This is a genomic window from Kitasatospora sp. NPDC032757, assembly GCF_055579305.1.
This window is the reverse complement of record NZ_JBVINN010000025.1, coordinates 47335-63764: the sequence shown is the minus strand read 5'-3', so window position 1 is coordinate 63764 and position 16430 is coordinate 47335. Positions and strand designations below refer to the sequence as shown.

General features: G+C 72.8%; 16 protein-coding genes. 10 read left to right on the top strand and 6 right to left on the bottom strand.

Going from position 1 to position 16430, the window contains the following annotated elements:
• Positions 1-130 precede the first annotated feature (130 nt).
• A complete protein-coding gene (locus ACZ5WK_RS25255; protein ID WP_465550306.1) occupies positions 131-1843 on the top strand; it encodes a hydrogenase maturation protein in 1713 nt (570 codons plus the stop codon).
• A gap of 89 nt (positions 1844-1932) precedes the next feature.
• Here the strand turns inward: ACZ5WK_RS25255 and ACZ5WK_RS25250 are convergent, their stop codons facing one another.
• Complete coding sequence (locus ACZ5WK_RS25250) at positions 1933-2715, bottom strand: MHYT domain-containing protein (RefSeq protein ID WP_465550305.1); 783 nt, start codon at positions 2713-2715, stop codon at positions 1933-1935.
• 331 nt (positions 2716-3046) lie between these two features.
• Positions 3047-3451 (bottom strand): VOC family protein, encoded by a 405-nt coding sequence (locus tag ACZ5WK_RS25245; protein ID WP_396324409.1) that lies wholly within the window; start codon positions 3449-3451, stop codon positions 3047-3049.
• A gap of 298 nt (positions 3452-3749) precedes the next feature.
• On the opposite strand from ACZ5WK_RS25245, the gene ACZ5WK_RS25240 reads away from it, so the two are divergent.
• The 7 genes from ACZ5WK_RS25240 (at position 3750) to ACZ5WK_RS25210 (ending at position 10988) form a co-directional block, all read left to right on the top strand.
• On the top strand, positions 3750-4487 hold the full coding sequence (locus tag ACZ5WK_RS25240; protein WP_465550304.1) for a WXG100-like domain-containing protein: 738 nt from the start codon (positions 3750-3752) through the stop codon (positions 4485-4487).
• Positions 4484-5482 carry a nucleic acid/nucleotide deaminase domain-containing protein gene (locus ACZ5WK_RS25235; RefSeq protein ID WP_465550303.1) on the top strand — a complete coding sequence of 333 codons (999 nt, stop codon included), beginning with the start codon at positions 4484-4486 and terminating at the stop codon, positions 5480-5482. Before ACZ5WK_RS25240 ends, ACZ5WK_RS25235 begins: the two co-directional genes overlap by 4 nt.
• A 51-nt stretch (positions 5483-5533) precedes the next feature.
• The gene (locus ACZ5WK_RS25230) at positions 5534-6064 is read left to right on the top strand and encodes an SUKH-4 family immunity protein (protein WP_465550301.1); all 531 of its coding nucleotides are present in this window, start codon (positions 5534-5536) and stop codon (positions 6062-6064) included.
• A 14-nt stretch (positions 6065-6078) separates the two neighbouring features.
• A complete protein-coding gene (locus tag ACZ5WK_RS25225) occupies positions 6079-6927 on the top strand; it encodes a nucleic acid/nucleotide deaminase domain-containing protein (protein WP_465550299.1) in 849 nt (282 codons plus the stop codon).
• A 57-nt stretch (positions 6928-6984) separates the two neighbouring features.
• Positions 6985-8787, top strand: coding sequence for a hypothetical protein (locus ACZ5WK_RS25220; protein ID WP_465550297.1), 1803 nt, complete (start codon positions 6985-6987; stop codon positions 8785-8787).
• A gap of 85 nt (positions 8788-8872) precedes the next feature.
• Entirely contained in the window at positions 8873-9307 is a 435-nt protein-coding gene (locus tag ACZ5WK_RS25215; protein ID WP_396324415.1) for a MarR family winged helix-turn-helix transcriptional regulator, read from the top strand.
• Between the two features lie 124 nt (positions 9308-9431).
• Positions 9432-10988 carry an MFS transporter gene (locus ACZ5WK_RS25210; RefSeq protein WP_465550295.1) on the top strand — a complete coding sequence of 519 codons (1557 nt, stop codon included), beginning with the start codon at positions 9432-9434 and terminating at the stop codon, positions 10986-10988.
• Between the two features lie 48 nt (positions 10989-11036).
• Here the strand turns inward: ACZ5WK_RS25210 and ACZ5WK_RS25205 are convergent, their stop codons facing one another.
• Complete coding sequence (locus ACZ5WK_RS25205; protein WP_465550293.1) at positions 11037-11555, bottom strand: GNAT family N-acetyltransferase; 519 nt, start codon at positions 11553-11555, stop codon at positions 11037-11039.
• Between the two features lie 44 nt (positions 11556-11599).
• Here ACZ5WK_RS25205 and thpR point away from each other — a divergent pair, with 44 nt between their 5' ends.
• Positions 11600-12187 (top strand): RNA 2',3'-cyclic phosphodiesterase, encoded by a 588-nt coding sequence (thpR, locus tag ACZ5WK_RS25200; RefSeq protein ID WP_465550291.1) that lies wholly within the window; start codon positions 11600-11602, stop codon positions 12185-12187.
• Positions 12188-12206: 19 nt separating this feature from the next.
• Here thpR and ACZ5WK_RS25195 read toward each other — a convergent pair whose 3' ends face one another.
• A complete protein-coding gene (locus ACZ5WK_RS25195; RefSeq protein ID WP_465550289.1) occupies positions 12207-12827 on the bottom strand; it encodes a TetR/AcrR family transcriptional regulator in 621 nt (206 codons plus the stop codon).
• 84 nt (positions 12828-12911) lie between these two features.
• Here ACZ5WK_RS25195 and ACZ5WK_RS25190 point away from each other — a divergent pair, with 84 nt between their 5' ends.
• Positions 12912-13709, top strand: coding sequence for an SDR family oxidoreductase (locus ACZ5WK_RS25190; protein ID WP_465550287.1), 798 nt, complete (start codon positions 12912-12914; stop codon positions 13707-13709).
• 154 nt (positions 13710-13863) lie between these two features.
• On the opposite strand, the gene serC is transcribed toward ACZ5WK_RS25190, so the two are convergent.
• Positions 13864-14982 carry a phosphoserine transaminase gene (serC, locus tag ACZ5WK_RS25185; protein ID WP_396324421.1) on the bottom strand — a complete coding sequence of 373 codons (1119 nt, stop codon included), beginning with the start codon at positions 14980-14982 and terminating at the stop codon, positions 13864-13866.
• A gap of 133 nt (positions 14983-15115) precedes the next feature.
• A complete protein-coding gene (locus ACZ5WK_RS25180; protein WP_396324422.1) occupies positions 15116-16216 on the bottom strand; it encodes a citrate synthase 2 in 1101 nt (366 codons plus the stop codon).
• Positions 16217-16430 lie beyond the last annotated feature (214 nt).

The window sequence follows — 16430 nt, the reverse complement described above, 5'->3', positions numbered from 1 at the left end:
ACCGCTTGGGGCACAGGTGTGCGAGGTGGGTGAGGGTCGGGCGCGGAAGCCCGAACCGTAATCGTTACGTGTCCATGCCCTGGTTTCATCGCCTCCGCGCACGACGTCAGTCACTGCTCGGAGGCCCCCCTTGCGCATTCTCCTGATCGCCAGCGCGTTCAACAGCCTGACCCAGCGCGTCCATACCGGACTCCGCGACCGCGGGCACGAGGTGGCCGTGCAACTGGCGCTCGGCGACGAACAGATGCGGGCGGCGGTGAAGCGGACCGACCCCGAGCTGATCCTCTGCCCGATGCTCACCAAGGCCGTCCCCGAGGACATCTGGTCGCAGCACACCGTCCTGATCGTGCACCCCGGCCCCAAGGGCGACCGTGGCCCCTCCTCGCTCGACTGGGCGATCACCGAGGGCGCCGAGCGCTGGGGCGTGACCGTCCTCCAGGCCGTCGAGGAGATGGACGCCGGGGACATCTGGGCCTCCGTCGACTTCGCCGTCCCGGCCGGCGGCAAGAGCGAGCTGTACCGGAACGAGGTCGCGGACGCCGCCGTCGAGGCGGTGCTGCTGGCCGTCAGCCGGTTCCAGGGCGGGCTGTTCACTCCCGAGCCGCTGGACTACGACCGCCCGGACGTCCGTGGCGAGCTGCGGCCCTTCCTCAAGCAGGCCGCCCGCCGGATCGACTGGTCAGAGGACCCCACCGCCACCGTGCTGCGCAAGCTGCGCGCCGCCGACTCGCAGCCGGGCGTGCTGGACGAGCTGTACGGGCGCGAGTACTTCCTGCACGGCGGCCACCCCGAGGACGAGCTGCGCGGCCGTGAGCCCGGCGCGGTGATCGCCACCCGGGACGGCGCCATCTGCCGGGCCACCGTGGACGGCGCGGTCTGGATCCCGCAGCTGCGCCCGCGCCGCACGCCCGGCGGGCCGGCCACCTTCAAGCAGCCGGCCGCGACGGTGCTCGCCGGCCACCTCCACCGGGTCCGCGAGGTGCCCGTCAGCCCCGCCTCGGCGGCGGGGCGGGACACCTGGTCGGAGATCCGGTACCACGAGCAGGACGAGGTCGGCTTCCTCGAATTCGCCTTCGCCGGCGGGGCGATGAGCACCGAGCAGTGCCGCCGCCTGCTGGCCGCCTACCGGGAGGCCGCGGACCGGCCGACCTCCGTGCTGGTGCTCGGCGCGGCCCGGGACTTCTTCTCCAACGGCATCCACCTCAACGTGATCGAGGGCGCGTCGTTCCCGGCGCTGGAGTCATGGGAGAACATCAACGCGATGGACGACCTGGTGGAGGCGGTCCTCACCACCACCGACAAGGTCACCGTCTCCGCCCTGGCCGGGAACGCGGCCGCCGGCGGCCTGATGCTGGCGATCGCCGCCGACGAGGTCTGGTGCCGCGAGTCGGCGGTGCTGAACCCGCACTACCGGCTGATGGGCCTCTACGGCTCCGAGTACTGGACGTACACGCTGCCCCGCCGGGTCGGCGCCGAGCAGGCCGAGCGGCTGACCACGGAGGCGCTGCCGGTCGGCGCGGCGCACGCGGAGCGGCTGGGCCTGGTCGACCGGACGGCGGGCGGCAGCGCGGCGGACTTCCGCCGCTGGGTGGCCCGGGAGGCGGCCCGGCTCGCCGGCTCGCCGGAGCTGACCGGCCGGCTGGTGGACAAGAAGCGCCGCCGGGCCGAGGACGAGGAGACCAAGCCGCTGGCCGAGTACCGGGCGGAGGAGCTGCGCCGGATGCACCGCAACTTCTACCGGGACGGCGAGCCGTACCACGAGCTGCGGCGGAACTTCGTGCACAAGGTCTGCCCGGTCGCGACGCCGGGGCACCTGACCGGGCTGCTCGGCAAGCCGGAGTAGACGGCCCGGGTGCGGCGAAGCCCCGGGGCCCGGTCGGAAGACCGGGCCCCGGGGCTTTTGCGCGTGCTCAGCGCCCGAGCGGGGGCGGCTCAGCGCCCGCGCGGGGCGAGCGGCGCCGCCCGGCCGACCAGGATCGGCTGCGCGTTGACGGCGCTGCGGCTCGGCGAGACCGCGAAGGCCAGCGAGCCGAAGAAGATGTAGCAGCCCAGCCCGACCACCAGCGGGAAGATGAACTGGAGCGCCATCACCCCGCCCAGGGTGCTCTGCGCGGCGTCGAGCCGGACGGAGACGGCGGCCATCCCGGTGTAGTGCATCGCGCACACCGCGACGCCCATCACCGGGGCGGCGGCCAGCACGGCGATGGTGCCCCGGATGTTCAGCGCGGCCCAGAGCGCGGCGGTCGCGGCGAACACCGCGATGCCGACCGAGAGCCACACCGTGGTGCGGTCGTAGCCGACGTGGCCGGGCAGGACCATGGCGGCCATGCCGAGGTAGTGCATGGCCGCGACGCCGAGCCCGGTGGTCACCCCGCTCGCGAGCAGGGCGACGACGCGGTGGCGGCTGTAGCCGACGGCGAACATGCCGAGGCCGACGAAGAAGATCGCGACGAGCAGGCTGAGCACGGTGAGCCCCGGTCGGTAGCTGATCTCGATCCCGGTGACGGAGAAGCCGAGCATTGCGATGAAGTGCATCGACCAGATGCCCGCGCCGAGCGAGGTCGAGGCGAAGAGCAGCCAGTAGACGCGGGTCCGGCCGGTGGAGACGAGCGCCCAGCGGGTGCTGCGCAGGGCGACGAAGGCGCCCAGGCAGGCGACGAAGTACGAGACCGCCGGCGTCACCCAGCCGTGGTCGGCATGATGGATCTCTCCCACGAGGAAGCTCCCTGACGGGTTTGGGGGGAGGACTGACGCCAGGAACGGGCGGATGCGTCGGCCGTGGGACGGCCCGGTCATGGGTGGCGAAGCCGGATGCGCGGTACGCGCGGGTGTCGCGGTCCTGCCCGGGGGAAGCCTGGCGTGTGGTGCCCCTGACAACGGGGGACAGTAACCACTACCGGTGAGTCGCACAATGTTCGGGTTTTTGGTGAAAGCGCAGGTCAGAGCTGTTCTTCACGTGATCGGCAAGATCTCGCCACCAAGCCCTGACGTCGCCTGCGCATAGAGCACCCGGCCTGTCCGGGGTGCCGCTCGGGCCTCCCGGCCGTCACTCCAGAGGAGCTAGGCCGAACGGGTGGCCGGCCGGGTCGATCAGCACCTTGAGGGTGCGGCCGTGCTGGTAGCGGGGTTCGGTGGCGCCGAGCGCGAGCGCCCGGGCGGTGGCGTCTTCCAGGTCGTCGACGTAGAAGTCCAGGTGGAAGTGCTTGCTGCCGTCCGGTTCGGTCCACGGCTCCGGCCGGTACCCGGTCACCCGTCCGAAGCCGAGCGGGCTGCCGCCCTCCGGGTTGTCCAGGATGGCGAAGTGCTCGTCCACGTGCCGGGTCTCCCACCCCAGGAGCTCGCCGTAGAAGGCGGCCAGCGCGACCGGGTCGGCGCAGTCGATGGTGACCATGGCGAGGCGGGCGAAGCCGGTGTCGTTCTGCTCGGCCTGCTCGGCGGCGACGTCGGTCATTTCTGGTCGGCCCTTTCACTGAGGGGTGGTGCTGGTCGGCCCTTCCGTCGAGGGGTGGCGTGGCGCTGGGAGCCGTGTAGGTCAGGCCCCAGAACCAGCATCGCACCGGGAGCCACGGAGGGCACGGCCAGCGGGCCGGACGCGGGTGGGGCCCGTTCCCGGAGGGCCGGGGTCGGCCGCCGGAGCGGATCGAGAGCGTCCGGGTCGGTACAGATCGGTACAGAATCGGCACGTTCCGGGGGGAGGTGTCTGATGGTTCATTGGATAAAATTTCGATGCAATCGACGGATTGGTGTGAGTGGGGGGGATCCTGATGGCGATCGAGCTGCCCGGCGAGGTGGCGACGCTCCTCGAGTTCATCGGCATTCACTGGCCCTCGGTCAACGAGGACAAGGTCCGCGAATTCGGCGAGCACGTCAAGGAGTTCGCCAAGGGACTCGAAGACCTGCACACGGACTCGACCGCGTCGGTCCATCAGCTCGGCGGGGCGTACGAGGGCGAGTCGTACGAGGCGCTGGTGGCCAAGTGGGCGCTGATGTCCGACAAGCACTTCAACGAGGTCGTCCAGGCGGCCCATGTGGTGGCGAAGGCGCTGGACACCGCCGCGGACGTGATCATCGCCATGAAGATGGAGGCGCTCGCCGAGCTCATCGTGCTGGCCGCCTCCTTCGTCGCGGCCCAGGCCGCCGCCGTGGCGACCCTCGGGCTTGCGGAGGCCGGGGTGATCGCGATCCAGCAGGCCGCGCGCAAGCTGATGTCCTATCTGGCGCACCAGCTGGAGGACCACATCATCTCCGAGGTGATCGAGGCGGCGGTCACCCCGCTGGTGGAGATCGTCGCGGGGGCGGTGTCCGGGTTGGTGTTCGAGGCGGCGGAAGCGGCCGTGAACGGCGGAGGCGGTTCGGCCGGCACCGGATTCAAGATCGACCCCGCGGTCGTGGAGACGCACGCCCGGGCCCTGCACGCCCAGGCGGAGAAGGTCGCCCAGCACGCGCAGGTCTTCAGCGCCCGAGTGGCAGGGGTGAGCTTCGAATGACCGACCCGGTCGTCAAGGCGCTGCAGAAGAGCGCCCAGAAGCTCGGCAAGGCCCTGGCCGAGGACACGGGCAAAGCCGTCAAGAAGATGTACAAGCAGGCGGGCGACAACCTGGCCAAGACCGCCAAGCACCACAAGACCAACGACGAGCACCACGCGCAGGGCTTCGCCGACAAGGGCAAGGACAAGGCCGCACCGCCGCCGAAGGCGGGCACCAGCTCCGGCGGAGACGCGAAGCCGCCGCCCCGGAAGTACTTCATCCACGACGACGGCCGGGTCCAGGAGATCAAGGACGGCAAGCTTGTCGACCCGGACGGGACCGACAAGTCCCTCAAGACCCTGCTGGACGGGGACTCGGGCAAGGTCAAGGACGCGGAGCCGAAGGACCTGAGCTCCACGTACCACGCGAAGAAGTACAAGAAGTCGGACAAGGACGACGACGGCAACCCCAAGCAGGACGAGAAGGTCGTCAGCCAGAAGATCACCGAGCCGACGGAGCTGTCCCGGGCCGTGGAGGAGGCCCGGCGCGCCGAGGGCAACTACGGCGGCAAGAACTACGCCTCGCTCAGGTACCGGGACGAGCACGGCGAGTTCATCCTGGTCGGCCGGAGCGACTACGTCCGCAGCCACTCGGAACGGTCGATCGGCAAACCGCTGCTGGGCGGCAAGGAAGGCAACGTCAGCGAGCTCTACACCGAACGGGCGCCCTGCCAGGCCGGCCCGAACTGCGAGCGCTGGCTGGCCCGGCACTTCGAGTCGGAGAATCCCGACCTGAAGGTCACCCACGGCGTCGACTACGACAACAAGGTCCCCACGAAGGACCGCGACTGGGGCCACAAGGCCTATCTGGACCAGCTCGAGGAGGACCACTCCACGGGCAAGCATGATGGCACGATGGGCACGAAGGACTTCGACGCGCAGGGGCAGCAGGACAAGGCGGCCTCCGACGCGAAGCACGTGGCGAAGAAGCAGAAGCTCAAACACACTGGCCTGTGACGGGCGGGACGACAGGATGGATGACTGGTGCTGGTAGGGATTGACTGGCCCGTGGTCGTTGAACGGGCCACGCCGGGTGATCTGCTGAGGTTCCGGCCCGAGGCCGCGGCGCGGATCTGGCCAGGCGGCGACGGCGCGCGCTTCGTGACGGAGATCGGGATCCCGAACTCCAAGGGGCTCTTCCGCATTCTGGAGGAGCTGGCGGACCGGGACCCGGCGAGCCGGGACATCGCCTTCGAGAACTGGCCCGGGCCCGAGCCGGTCGACACCCCGCACGGGAAGCTGCAGCCGCTGGGCAGGCTCTACCAGGCGGTCGTCTTCGTGCACCTCGGCGACGGGACGATCTGGGTCTCCGACCCGGATTCCGAGATCGAGTACGAGCTGATCCACGGGGACGTCTCCTCGTTGGCCTACCTCGTCTACAAGTTCGAGGTGGAGCGGCCGGGGCCGGACGAGCGCCCGGACCCCAACGACTGGGCCGACGTGGAGGAGATCGTCCGCGAGGGAATGGAGCGCTGGGACTCGCTGCCGTTCAAGAGTGAGTTCTGGACGGCGTTCCTCGACTCCTACCCCATGCTGTGAGGGCCGGCCCGGACGTGAGCGCGGACATGAACGACGAGCTGGCGGCGGAGCTGGTGGCGCACTTCGGGCCACGGGGGCTGCGCAGCCTGTCGATCGCGCCCGCGGGACCGCTGCGGCACCCGGGGCTGCCGCTCCAGGTGGGGCCGTACTTCCAGGTCGCCGAGGAGTCCGACCCGCTGTCGCTGGGCGAGTACGCGGCCGGGTACGGGCTGGACGCGGGGCCGTCCGCGGCCCAGCTGCGGCTCGGCACCGATCGCGGGGCCGAGCTGTACTTCGCCCCGGACCGGTCGGTCCGGGCGGTGCTGCTGGGGTCGGAACCGGTGGACCAGCCGGTCAGTTCCACGGTGGCGGCGTTCGCGGCCGGACTGCTGCTGCTGGACCGGCACCTGCCGGCGGTCACCGCGTCCGACCGGCCGGAGGAGGCCTTCGTGGCCTACCGGGAGCTGCGCCAGGGACTGCTGGCGGCCGACCCCGCCGCATTCGAGGACCGCGAGGGCTGGTGGCCGCGGGTGCTGGACGACCTGCGGCGCCCACTGAACGTCGACTCGTCGGCGGCCTTCGAGGTGGTCGACGAGCGGGGCGGGAAGCGGATCGTCACGGAGGCCGGCGGCCCCGGGCCGCTGCACCCCGAGGAGGTGCTGTGGCACCGCCTCCGGGCGGAGGGCGTCGAGGCCGAGCAGGTGCTCCGGGTCTACTGTGAGCTGGAGCCGTGCATGATGCCCGGGCACTACTGCGCCCGCTGGATGGCGCGGGAGTTCCCGGATGCGGAGTTCACGCACAGCTTCGACTACGGGGACACGGCCGAGTCCCGCGAGAGCGGGATCAAGGCGTTGATGATCAGCCTGGCCGAGCGGCAGGGCTGAGCGGGGAGAGACCCGAGCGGTCGGACCGTGGTGGAACCAGGAGAGGGAATCAGGGGAATGGCGCGGGACGGACGGCGGATGCCGCCGCTGGAGGCGGGGCGCAGGCCGGCCGGACTGGCACTGCTCGGCTGGCTGGACGACCTGCGGGCGCCGCGGCTCTGCCGGGTGGCGGGGCCGCCCGGGGCCGGCAAGTCGCACCTGCTGGCCTGGCTGGTCCGCGGCTGCACCACGGAGACGGTGCCGGGCACGCGGCGGATCCACGCCGTGCTGCCCGCCGCCGGGGCCACCGTCCGGACGGCCGTCTGGTCGCTGGGCCGGCAGCTCGACCTGGTCGCGCACGCCCCGGGCCCGCTGATCGAGGCGATCGCGGCGGACGCCCGGCCGACCCTGGTCTGCGTCCCCGAGCTGGACGCGGCCGAGGACCCGGCCGGCCTGGTGACCGGACTGCTCGACCCGCTGCTCCGGCTGCCCGGCGTGCGACTGGTGGTCGAGGCGACGACCGGGGGCGCGGCGGCCGGGGCGTTCACCGCGGTGCCCGCGCCGGCGGTGCTGGACCTCGGCGATCCGCAGTGGACGGACCGCGCGCGGTTCGCGCAGTGGGCGGCGGCCCGGGGCGGCGACGCGGCCGCCTACCCGCTGCCCGGCCCGGCCCTCGGGACACCGGCCGCCCCGTCGGCTCCGGTGCCGCCGGCGGTCCCGGCCGGTGCCGACCTGCGGGCGTCCGGCGAGGAGACGCTGTCCGCGCTCTGGACGGCGGCCGCGGCGGGCGGCGACCCCGGCCCGCTGGTCGCGGACCCGCTGCTCTACGCGCTGGCCCGCCCCGTCCCGGTGACGGCGGCCGTCGAGCGGCGGGACGACGCGCTCGCCCGGGCCTGGCGCGCCGCCGGTCCGGCCCTGATCGAGGAGCCCGATCCGGCCGTCCGGGCCGCCGTGCTGCGGACCCGGCTGCTCGGCGGGGACGCCTCCGCCGCAGCCGCGGCGTCCGTCCTCGCGCAGCTGCCCGTGCCCTGGTCCGGGCGCTGGGCGCGCTGGGAGGGCGCCGACCGGGACTGGCCGGGGCCGGCCGTCGCGATCACCGCCGGGGCGGGGCCGTACCTGTCGCAGGTGCTGGTGAGCGATCCGACCGGCGCGGTGCGGACCTTCGACGCCGCCACCGGCCGCCGGGTCGGCGCCGTGGTGGTGCCGTCCCCGCGCCCGCTGCGGGGGCTGGCGGCGACGGCGGGCGGTTCCGTGGTGCTGCTCGACGCCTGGGGCCGGGCGGAGCTGGTGGTCCCGGCCGAACCGCGGCCGGGCCTGGAGCCGTACGGGCTGATGACGGCGTTGGACGCGGTCGGCTCGGTGGCCGGCGGCACGACGCCGGCCGGCGGCCCGGGCGGGCTGAGCGCGGTGGCGGCGATCGGCGGGCTGGCCGGTTCCGCGCCGGCGTTCGGCGACGAGGCCGGCGCCGTGCACTGGTACGAGGACGGCAAGGTGGTCAGCGAGCGGCTGCACCACGGGCCGGTCACCGCGCTGGCCGGTACCGCCCTGGGGGGCGGGCCGTTGTCCGATCCGGAGATCCCGCTGCTGGTGAGCGGCGGTTTCGACGGCGCCGTCCGGATCTGGGGTCCGCGCTCGGCGCCGATGCCCGAGCCGTCCGACCGGCGCGGCTGCCCGGTGACGGCGGTGGCCGCCGGGGCGACGGCGGCCGGCCCGGTGGTGGCGGCGGCCTGGTCCGACGGGCTGGTCCGGGTGCGCTACCTGGGCGGCGGCGGGGTGCTGGACCTGCGGACGGGCTCGGAGGTCTGGTCGCTCGCCCTGGCCGGGACGCTGTTGGTGGTGGGTATGCCGGACGGCCTCGTCGCGGTGGACACCCGGCGCTGACGGCGCCGGCACCGGGGCACCGGCGGTCGGCCGGGTGATCGGAAAGCAATTTTCCTTAGCGAGAGTAATGACGTAGGCTAAGGACATGCCCGAGATGTCCGAGCAGGACCTCGCAGCCGTCAGCCAGCTGCGGTCGTCCACCATGCGCCTCTCCCGTCGCCTGCGTCACCAGCGGGTCGAGGAGTCGCTCAGCCCTACCGAGATGGGGGTGCTGGGCACCCTCGCACGCTGCGGGAAGGCCACGCCGGGTGAGCTCGCCCGGAAGGAGCACGTCCAGCCGCCCTCCATGACCAGGATCGTCGCGATGCTGGAGGAGAAGGGCCTGGTGCGGCGGGAGCCGCACCCGGAGGACCGCCGGCAGGTGGTCGTCAGCAGTACCGAGCAGGCGGAGGTGATCCTCGCGGAGAGCCGCCGCCGGCGCAACGCCTGGCTCGCCGAGCTCGCCGAAGGGCTCGACGAGGAGGAGTGGGCCGTCCTCCGGGAGGCCGCGCCCGTGCTGTACAAGCTCGCACATCTCTGAGGCACACCTGTTTCCGGTCAGCCGCCGGAGGACGAAGGAGAACCGCATCACCGCAGGACCGAGCACAGACACCAGGAGCGCGACGGCCCCCCGACGGGTCGTCGCGCCGCGAGGGGAGACCACCGTGACACCGCCGGCCGCAGCCAGCGCCGCCGCCATCCGTACCGACGAGCCGACCACCGACCCCGCCGCCGCCTCCGCGGCGGCCGCCGACGCCCAGGCACCCGCCCCCACGGGGCTGCCGGGCAACGGCGACGACGACCCCGACGAACGCACCGCGGCGGTAGACCCCGCCGCTCAAGGCAGCGCCCGCCCGTCGCCCGCCACCACCGCGCGGCCCCTCTCGGCGGCCGCATCCCCCACAGGCGCCCGCTTCACCCGGCCCGGGGGGATGTTCTCCTCGCTGCGCGTCCGCAACTACCGCTACTACTTCGCCGGCCAGGTGGTGTCCAACACCGGCACCTGGATGCAGCGGATCGCGCAGGACTGGCTGGTCCTCAGCCTCACCGGCAGCCCGTTGGCCGTCGGCATCACCACCGCCATGCAGTTCCTGCCGATGCTGCTGCTCGGCCTGTTCGGCGGCGTGCTCGCCGACCGGATGCCCAAGCGCCGGCTGCTGATCTACACCCAGGGCGCGATGGGCCTGCTGGCCGCCGGCCTGGCCGTGCTGACCATCGGCGGGGTGGTCACGCCGTACTACGTGTACGCGTTCGCGCTGCTGCTCGGCCTGGTCACCGTGGTCGACAACCCGACCCGGCAGGCCTTCGTCTCCGAGATGGTCGGCCCGAAGGACCTCGCCAACGCGGTCAGCCTGAACGCCGCCAACTTCCAGACCGCCCGGCTGGTCGGCCCCGCCGTCGCGGGCCTGCTGATCGCCGCGGTCGGCAGCGGCTGGGCGTTCGCGGTGAACGCGCTCTCCTTCGCCGCCGTGATCGGCGGACTGCTCGCCATGCGGCAGAGCGAACTGCGCCCGACCGCGCCGATCGCCCGTGAGAAGGGGCAGTTGAGGGAGGGGCTGCGGTACGTGAAGGAGCGGCCCGAGCTGCTCTGGCCGATGGTGCTGGCCGGCTTCATCGGCACCTTCGGGTTCAACTTCCCGACGCTGCTCTCCGGTTTCGCCCGCGACACCTTCAAGGTGGGCGCCGGGCAGTACGGCCTGCTGAACACCGCGATGGCGGTCGGCTCGCTGGCCGGCGCCCTGCTCGCGGCCCGCCGCGGCGCGCCCAGACTGCGCAGGCTGGTGGGGGCGGCGCTGGCCTTCGGCACGCTGGAGGTGGTGGCCGCGTTCGCGCCCGGCTACTGGACCTTCGCGGCGCTGCTGACCCTGATCGGGGTGTTCGGGCTGAGCTTCAACACCTCGGTCAACTCCACGCTGCAGCTGGCCACCGACCCGGAGATGCGGGGCCGCGTGATGGGCCTGCTGGTGCTGGTCTTCACCGGCGGCACGCCGATCGGTGCGCCGGTCGTGGGCTGGGTGACGGCCTCGTACGGGCCCCGACTCGGGCTGCTGGCCTGCGGGTTGGTCTCGGCGCTGGCCGCCGGCACGGTCGGCCTGGTGCTGGCCCGCAGTGCCGACCTCAAGGTCCGGGTCGACCTGCACCCGGGCCGCGGCGGACGGGTGGTGGCCTTCGTGCCGCGCACCCGGACCACCGTCAAGTCGGAGCTGGCCGCCGCCTGCTGACGGCCGGTCACACCCGGGCGGGCGCGGTGGCCCGCCCGGGGCCGGTGGTCAGAGCCGGATCTCCAGGATCTGGCCGGGCCAGAGGCCGTTCGGCTGCTCGACCTCGAAGGGTTCGGTCTCGGTGAATCCGAGCGCCCGGTACTGGCCGACCAGCCGGCGGTCGTCGCCCGCGTAGCAGTCCACCCGGACCAGGCCGATGCCGCGGCGGCGGGCCTCGTCCAGGGCGTCGGCGATCAGCGCGGCGCCGATGCCCGAGCCCTTGCGGGACCGGTCGGTGACCAGGTTGCGGATGTACAGCTCCCGCTCCTCGACGGCCGGGATGTACTGACCGCGTTCCTCGGACACGACGCAGCAGCCGACGGTGCGGCCCTCGTCGTCCACCGCGAGCCGGATCAGGAACGGCTCGTCGGCGTACTTCCGGATGTGGTCGACCCTGGCCGGGTTGCCGCTGAAGGGCTGGTCGCCCCACTGGCCGGTGCGCCCCCGGGCGGCCAGCCAGGCGACCGCGCCGTCGAGCAGGGAGAGGATGTCGGCGACGTCGTCGGGGCCGCCGGTACGGATCTTCATGAAAATGTTCTAGCCCAAAGAGCCGTGCGCGGGAAGATGACCTCATGAGGCTCTTTGTGGCGGTGCTGCCGCCGGTCGAGGCGTTGCAGGGGCTCTCCGACGCGGTGGCGCCGGTGCGTGGCCTGCCGGGGGCGGACCGGCTGCGCTGGACGACGGTGGAGGGCTGGCACCTGACCCTGGCCTTTCTCGGCGAGGTGCCGGTCGAGCGGCTGCCGGAGCTGGAGGCCGGGCTGGCCGGGGTGGCGGAGGTGCACGCCGTGCACCGGCTGCGGCTCGCCGGGGCCGGGCGGTTCGGCGACCGGGTGCTCTGGGCCGGGGTGGAGGGTCAGACCTGGGCACTGCGGCGGCTCGCCGAGGCGGTGAACGAGGCCACCGCCGACGTGATCGGCGAGGTGGACGCCTTCACCTTCCACCCGCACCTGACCCTGGCCCGGGCCGGCTCCTCGCACGGCCGGCGGCGGGCGGTGCAGCGGGTGGCCGCGGCGGAGCTCGACTCCCTGGCGCTGGCGCTCGGCGAGTACCGGGGGCCGGAGTGGGAGGCCGCCGAACTGCACCTGATGAAGAGCGAGCTGGACGGCGGCTTCGCGCACTACGAGACGGTCCGCTCCTGGCCGCTGGCCGACTGGAGCTAGGGCCGGGGGCGTCCGGTCGTCAGGGCCAGATCCGCATCGCGGTGGCGGCGACCAGTTCCAGCTCGGCCCGGCTCGCGCCGTCACGGGCGCGCTGGGACATGCCCTGCAGCACGGTGGCGGTGAACGCGGCCAATGCCGCCGGGTCGGCGTCGGCGGGCTCGTGGCCGGCCGCGATGTCGGCGCGGATCAGGGACTCCAGCGCCCGGACGTTGGCGTTGCGCAGCTCCCGTACGGCGCCGGTGACCTCGGGCGAGGTGCAGTTCACCGTCGAGCTGATCACCAGGCACCCCCAGGGGTGGTCCGGGTCGGTGCCCTGGGCCGCGGCCTCGTGCAGCATCCGGGCGACGCCGGCCCGGGCGGTGGGCTCCTCGGCCAGCGCGCGGGGCGCGTACGCGCCGTGGGTCCTGCGGTAGCGGGTGACGACCTCCTCGAAGAGCGCCCGCTTGTCGCCGAAGGCCGCGTAGAGGCTCGGCGGGCGGATGCCCATGGCGGCGGTGAGGTCGGCGACCGAGGTCGCCTCGTAGCCGTGCTCCCAGAAGAGCCGCAGTGCCTGCTCCAGGGCGGCCTCGCGGTCGAAGGAGCGCGGGCGCCCGCGCCGGGGGGTGCTCGTCGTGGGCGTGGTCGCCGGGGTCGTCGCCATGCGGAGATTCTATATCGAGCACTACAGAACACGTGCTACGGTTCCTTTCACTAGCGACCGCTACATAAATGAGGGGGCGTGGCCATGAGCACGCTTGCGGGGAAGACGGCACTGGTGACGGGCGGCAGCCGGGGGATCGGGCGGGGCATCGCCGAGCGGCTGGGGCGGGACGGCGCGCTGGTCGGCGTCCACTACGCCACCAACGCGGCTGCGGCTGAGGAGGTCGTCAAGGTGATCGAGCAGGCCGGCGGGCGGGCCTTCGCGGTCGGCGCCGAGCTGGGTGTCCCCGGCGACGCGCAGGCGCTCTGGGCGGCATTCGACGCGGGCCTCGCGGCGGCCGGCGGCGGCGAGGGCCTGGACATCGTGGTGAACAACGCCGGGATCGGCGTGTTCAAGGGGATCCACGAGGTGACCGAGGCCGACTTCGACCGGGTCTTCGCGGTGAACGCCAGGGCGCCGTTCTTCGTCGTCCAGCAGGGCCTGGGCCGGCTGCGGGACGGCGGCCGGATCGTCAACGTGTCCTCCGGCGTCACCCGGGTGGCGTTCCCGACGGCGGTTTCGTACGCGATGACGAAGGGTGCGCTGAACACCCTGACGCTGACCCTGGCCGAGGAGCTCGGCCCGCGCGGGATCACCGTCAACGCGGTGCTGCCGGGCGTCGTCGCCACCGACATCAACCCCTGGCTGGAGGATCCGGTGGCGCGCGCCCGGGTGGCCGCCTACTCGGCCTTCGACCGGGTCGGCGAGGCGGCCGACGTGGCGGACATCGTGGCCTTCCTGGCCTCCGACGACTCCCGCTGGGTCACCGGGCAGAACCTCGATGCCAGCGGCGGGTCCAACCTCGGCGTCCTGACCCGGCCGGGGTCCGGGTACGCTCGTTGACCGTGGATCCCAAGACTCGTATGCGTATCGTGACCGGCGCCCTGGTGCTGCTGCTGGCCGTCGTGGTGATCAGCTCGCTGGTCAGCAGGTAGCTCCGGACAGCGGAAAGGGCCACCGCCCGTGGGCGGTGGCCCTTTCCGCGTGCGTCAGCCGGTCAGAGCTGCTCGACCACGTAGTCGATGCAGGCGGTGAGCGCCTCGATGTCCGCCGGGTCGATCGCCGGGAACATCGCGACGCGCAGCTGGTTGCGGCCGAGCTTGCGGTACGGCTCGGTGTCGACGATGCCGTTGGCACGCAGTGCCTTGGCGACGGCGGCGGCGTCCACGGAGTCGTCGAAGTCGATCGTGCCGACCACCTGCGAGCGCTCGGCCGGGTTCGCCACGAACGGGTTGGCGAACGCGGACTTCTCGGCCCAGCCGTACAGGCGGGACGAGGAATCAGCCGTACGGGCGACGGCCCAGTCGAGCCCGCCGTTGCCGTTCAGCCACTCCAGCTGGTCGGCGAGGAGGAACAGGGTGGCGATCGACGGGGTGTTGTACGTCTGGTCCTTCGACGAGTTGTCGATGGCCGTCGGCAGGTCGAAGAACGGCGGGATGTAGCGGCCGGAGCCGGCGATCTCGGCGGCGCGCTCCAGGGCGGCCGGGGAGAAGGACGCCAGCCAGAGCCCGCCCTCGGAGGCGAACGACTTCTGCGGGGCGAAGTAGTAGACGTCCGTCTCGGTGATGTCGACCGGCAGGCCGCCGGCGCCCGAGGTGGCGTCCACCAGGACGAGCGAGCCCTGGTCGGCGCCGGCCGGGCGCCTGATCGGCATCGCGACGCCGGTGGAGGTCTCGTTGTGGGTGAGTCCGTAGACGTCCACGCCGGCCTCGGCGACCGGCAGCGGGTGGGTGCCCGGGGCGGTCTTGATCACGGTCGGCTCGGCCAGCCACGGGGCGGCCTTCACCGAGGAGGCGAACTTGGACGAGAACTCGCCGAAGTCGAGGTGCTGGGACTTCTCCCGCACCAGGCCGAAGGCCGCGATGTCCCAGAAGGCGGTGGAGCCGCCGTTGCCGAGCACCACCTCGTACCCCTCGGGGAGGGAGAAGAGGCTGCTCACGCCCTCGCGCACGCGCTTGACCAGGTTCTTCACCGGGGCCTGGCGGTGGGAGGTGCCGAGCAGGGAGGTCTCGGTCGCGGCGAGGGCACTCAGGGCCTCGGGGCGCACCTTGGACGGGCCGCAGCCGAAACGGCCGTCTGCGGGCTTGATGTCAGCGGGGATCTGGATCTGAGCCACGCGCGCAGCCTACCGGCCGGGCCCGCCGCGGTGTGCGGTCGGTCCGCCCGCTGAGATGTGATCTTCGCGGCCCGGAGCTGCGGAAACAGCGGGCCCGGCACGAGGCCTGACCCGCTGTTCAGCAGGGGTTTCGTCAGCGCGCGATGGCCGCGTAGCCCTCGATGTCGCGCGGGCTGCGCGGGCCGGGGCCGATGTAGCGCGCGGCGGGGCGCACGAGCCGGCCCGTGCGCTTCTGCTCCAGGATGTGCGCCGACCAGCCGGCGGTCCGGGCGCAGGTGAACATCGAGGTGAACATGTGCGCGGGGACCTCGGCGAAGTCCAGCATGATGGCGGCCCAGAACTCGACGTTGGTGGCCAGCACGCGGTCGGGGCGGCGGTTGTGCAGCTCCTCCAGCGCGGCCTTCTCCAGCGCCTCGGCGACCTCGAAGCGCGGCGCGCCGAGCTCCTTGGCGGTGCGGCGAAGCACGCGGGCGCGCGGGTCCTCGGCGCGGTAGACGCGGTGGCCGAAGCCCATCAGGCGCTCGCCCTTGTCGAGGGCGTTCTTCACCCAGGCGGTGGCGTCGCCGGTGCGCTCGATCTCCTCGATCATGCCGAGCACGCGGGACGGCGCGCCGCCGTGCAGCGGGCCGGACATCGCGCCGACGGCGCCGGAGAGCGCGGCCGCGACGTCGGCGCCGGTGGAGGCGATGACGCGGGCGGTGAAGGTGGAGGCGTTCATGCCGTGCTCGGCGGCGGACGTCCAGTAGGCGTCGATGGCCTTGACGTGCTTCGGGTCCGGCTCGCCCCGCCAGCGGATCATGAAGCGCTCGACGACGGTCTCGGCCTTGTCGATCTCGCTCTGCGGGACCATCGGCAGGCCCTGGCCGCGGGCGGACTGGGCCACGTAGGAGAGCGCCATCACGGCGGCGCGGGCGAGGTCGTCGCGGGCCTGCTCGGCGGAGATGTCCAGCAGCGGCTTGAGGCCCCAGACCGGGGCGAGCATGGCGAGGGCGGACTGCACGTCGACGCGGATGTCACCGGAGTGGACCGGGATCGGGAACGGCTCGGCGGCCGGGAGGCCCGGGTTGAACTTGCCGTCCACCAGCAGGCCCCAGACGTGGCCGAAGGAGACGTGGCCGACCAGGTCGTCGATGTCGACGCCTCGGTACCGCAGGGCGCCGCCTTCACGGTCGGGTTCGGCGATCTCGCTCTCGAACGCGACGACTCCCTCAAGCCCGGGTACGAAGTCGGACATGCGACGGCTCCTTCAGTTCTGCGATCGGCGGTCCGCCGTGGTGGGGCGGTACGCCAGTGACCGAATGGTGGTTGGCACTCGGTGCCATACTCACAGGCACAGAGTGCATTGCGCCATACACCACCGTGGTGATGTTGCCCGTGGGCCCGCTTGACTTTTCGCCCGGAGGCCGGTCGTGCCAGGGAAATCTCCGGAACCAAACCCCAGGTTCCGG

Excerpts from the sequence above, each read along its gene's own strand:
- ACZ5WK_RS25245 (WP_396324409.1), bottom strand. The coding sequence starts at position 3,451 with ATGACCGACGTCGCCGCCGAGCAGGCCGAGCAGAACGACACCGGCTTC.
- ACZ5WK_RS25215 (WP_396324415.1), top strand. The coding sequence starts at position 8,873 with ATGCCCGAGATGTCCGAGCAGGACCTCGCAGCCGTCAGCCAGCTGCGG.
- ACZ5WK_RS25180 (WP_396324422.1), bottom strand. The coding sequence starts at position 16,216 with ATGTCCGACTTCGTACCCGGGCTTGAGGGAGTCGTCGCGTTCGAGAGC.
- ACZ5WK_RS25195 (WP_465550289.1), bottom strand. The coding sequence starts at position 12,827 with ATGGCGACGACCCCGGCGACCACGCCCACGACGAGCACCCCCCGGCGC.
- ACZ5WK_RS25220 (WP_465550297.1), top strand. The coding sequence starts at position 6,985 with ATGGCGCGGGACGGACGGCGGATGCCGCCGCTGGAGGCGGGGCGCAGG.
- ACZ5WK_RS25190 (WP_465550287.1), top strand. The coding sequence starts at position 12,912 with ATGAGCACGCTTGCGGGGAAGACGGCACTGGTGACGGGCGGCAGCCGG.
- ACZ5WK_RS25235 (WP_465550303.1), top strand. The coding sequence starts at position 4,484 with ATGACCGACCCGGTCGTCAAGGCGCTGCAGAAGAGCGCCCAGAAGCTC.
- thpR (WP_465550291.1), top strand. The coding sequence starts at position 11,600 with ATGAGGCTCTTTGTGGCGGTGCTGCCGCCGGTCGAGGCGTTGCAGGGG.
- ACZ5WK_RS25205 (WP_465550293.1), bottom strand. The coding sequence starts at position 11,555 with ATGAAGATCCGTACCGGCGGCCCCGACGACGTCGCCGACATCCTCTCC.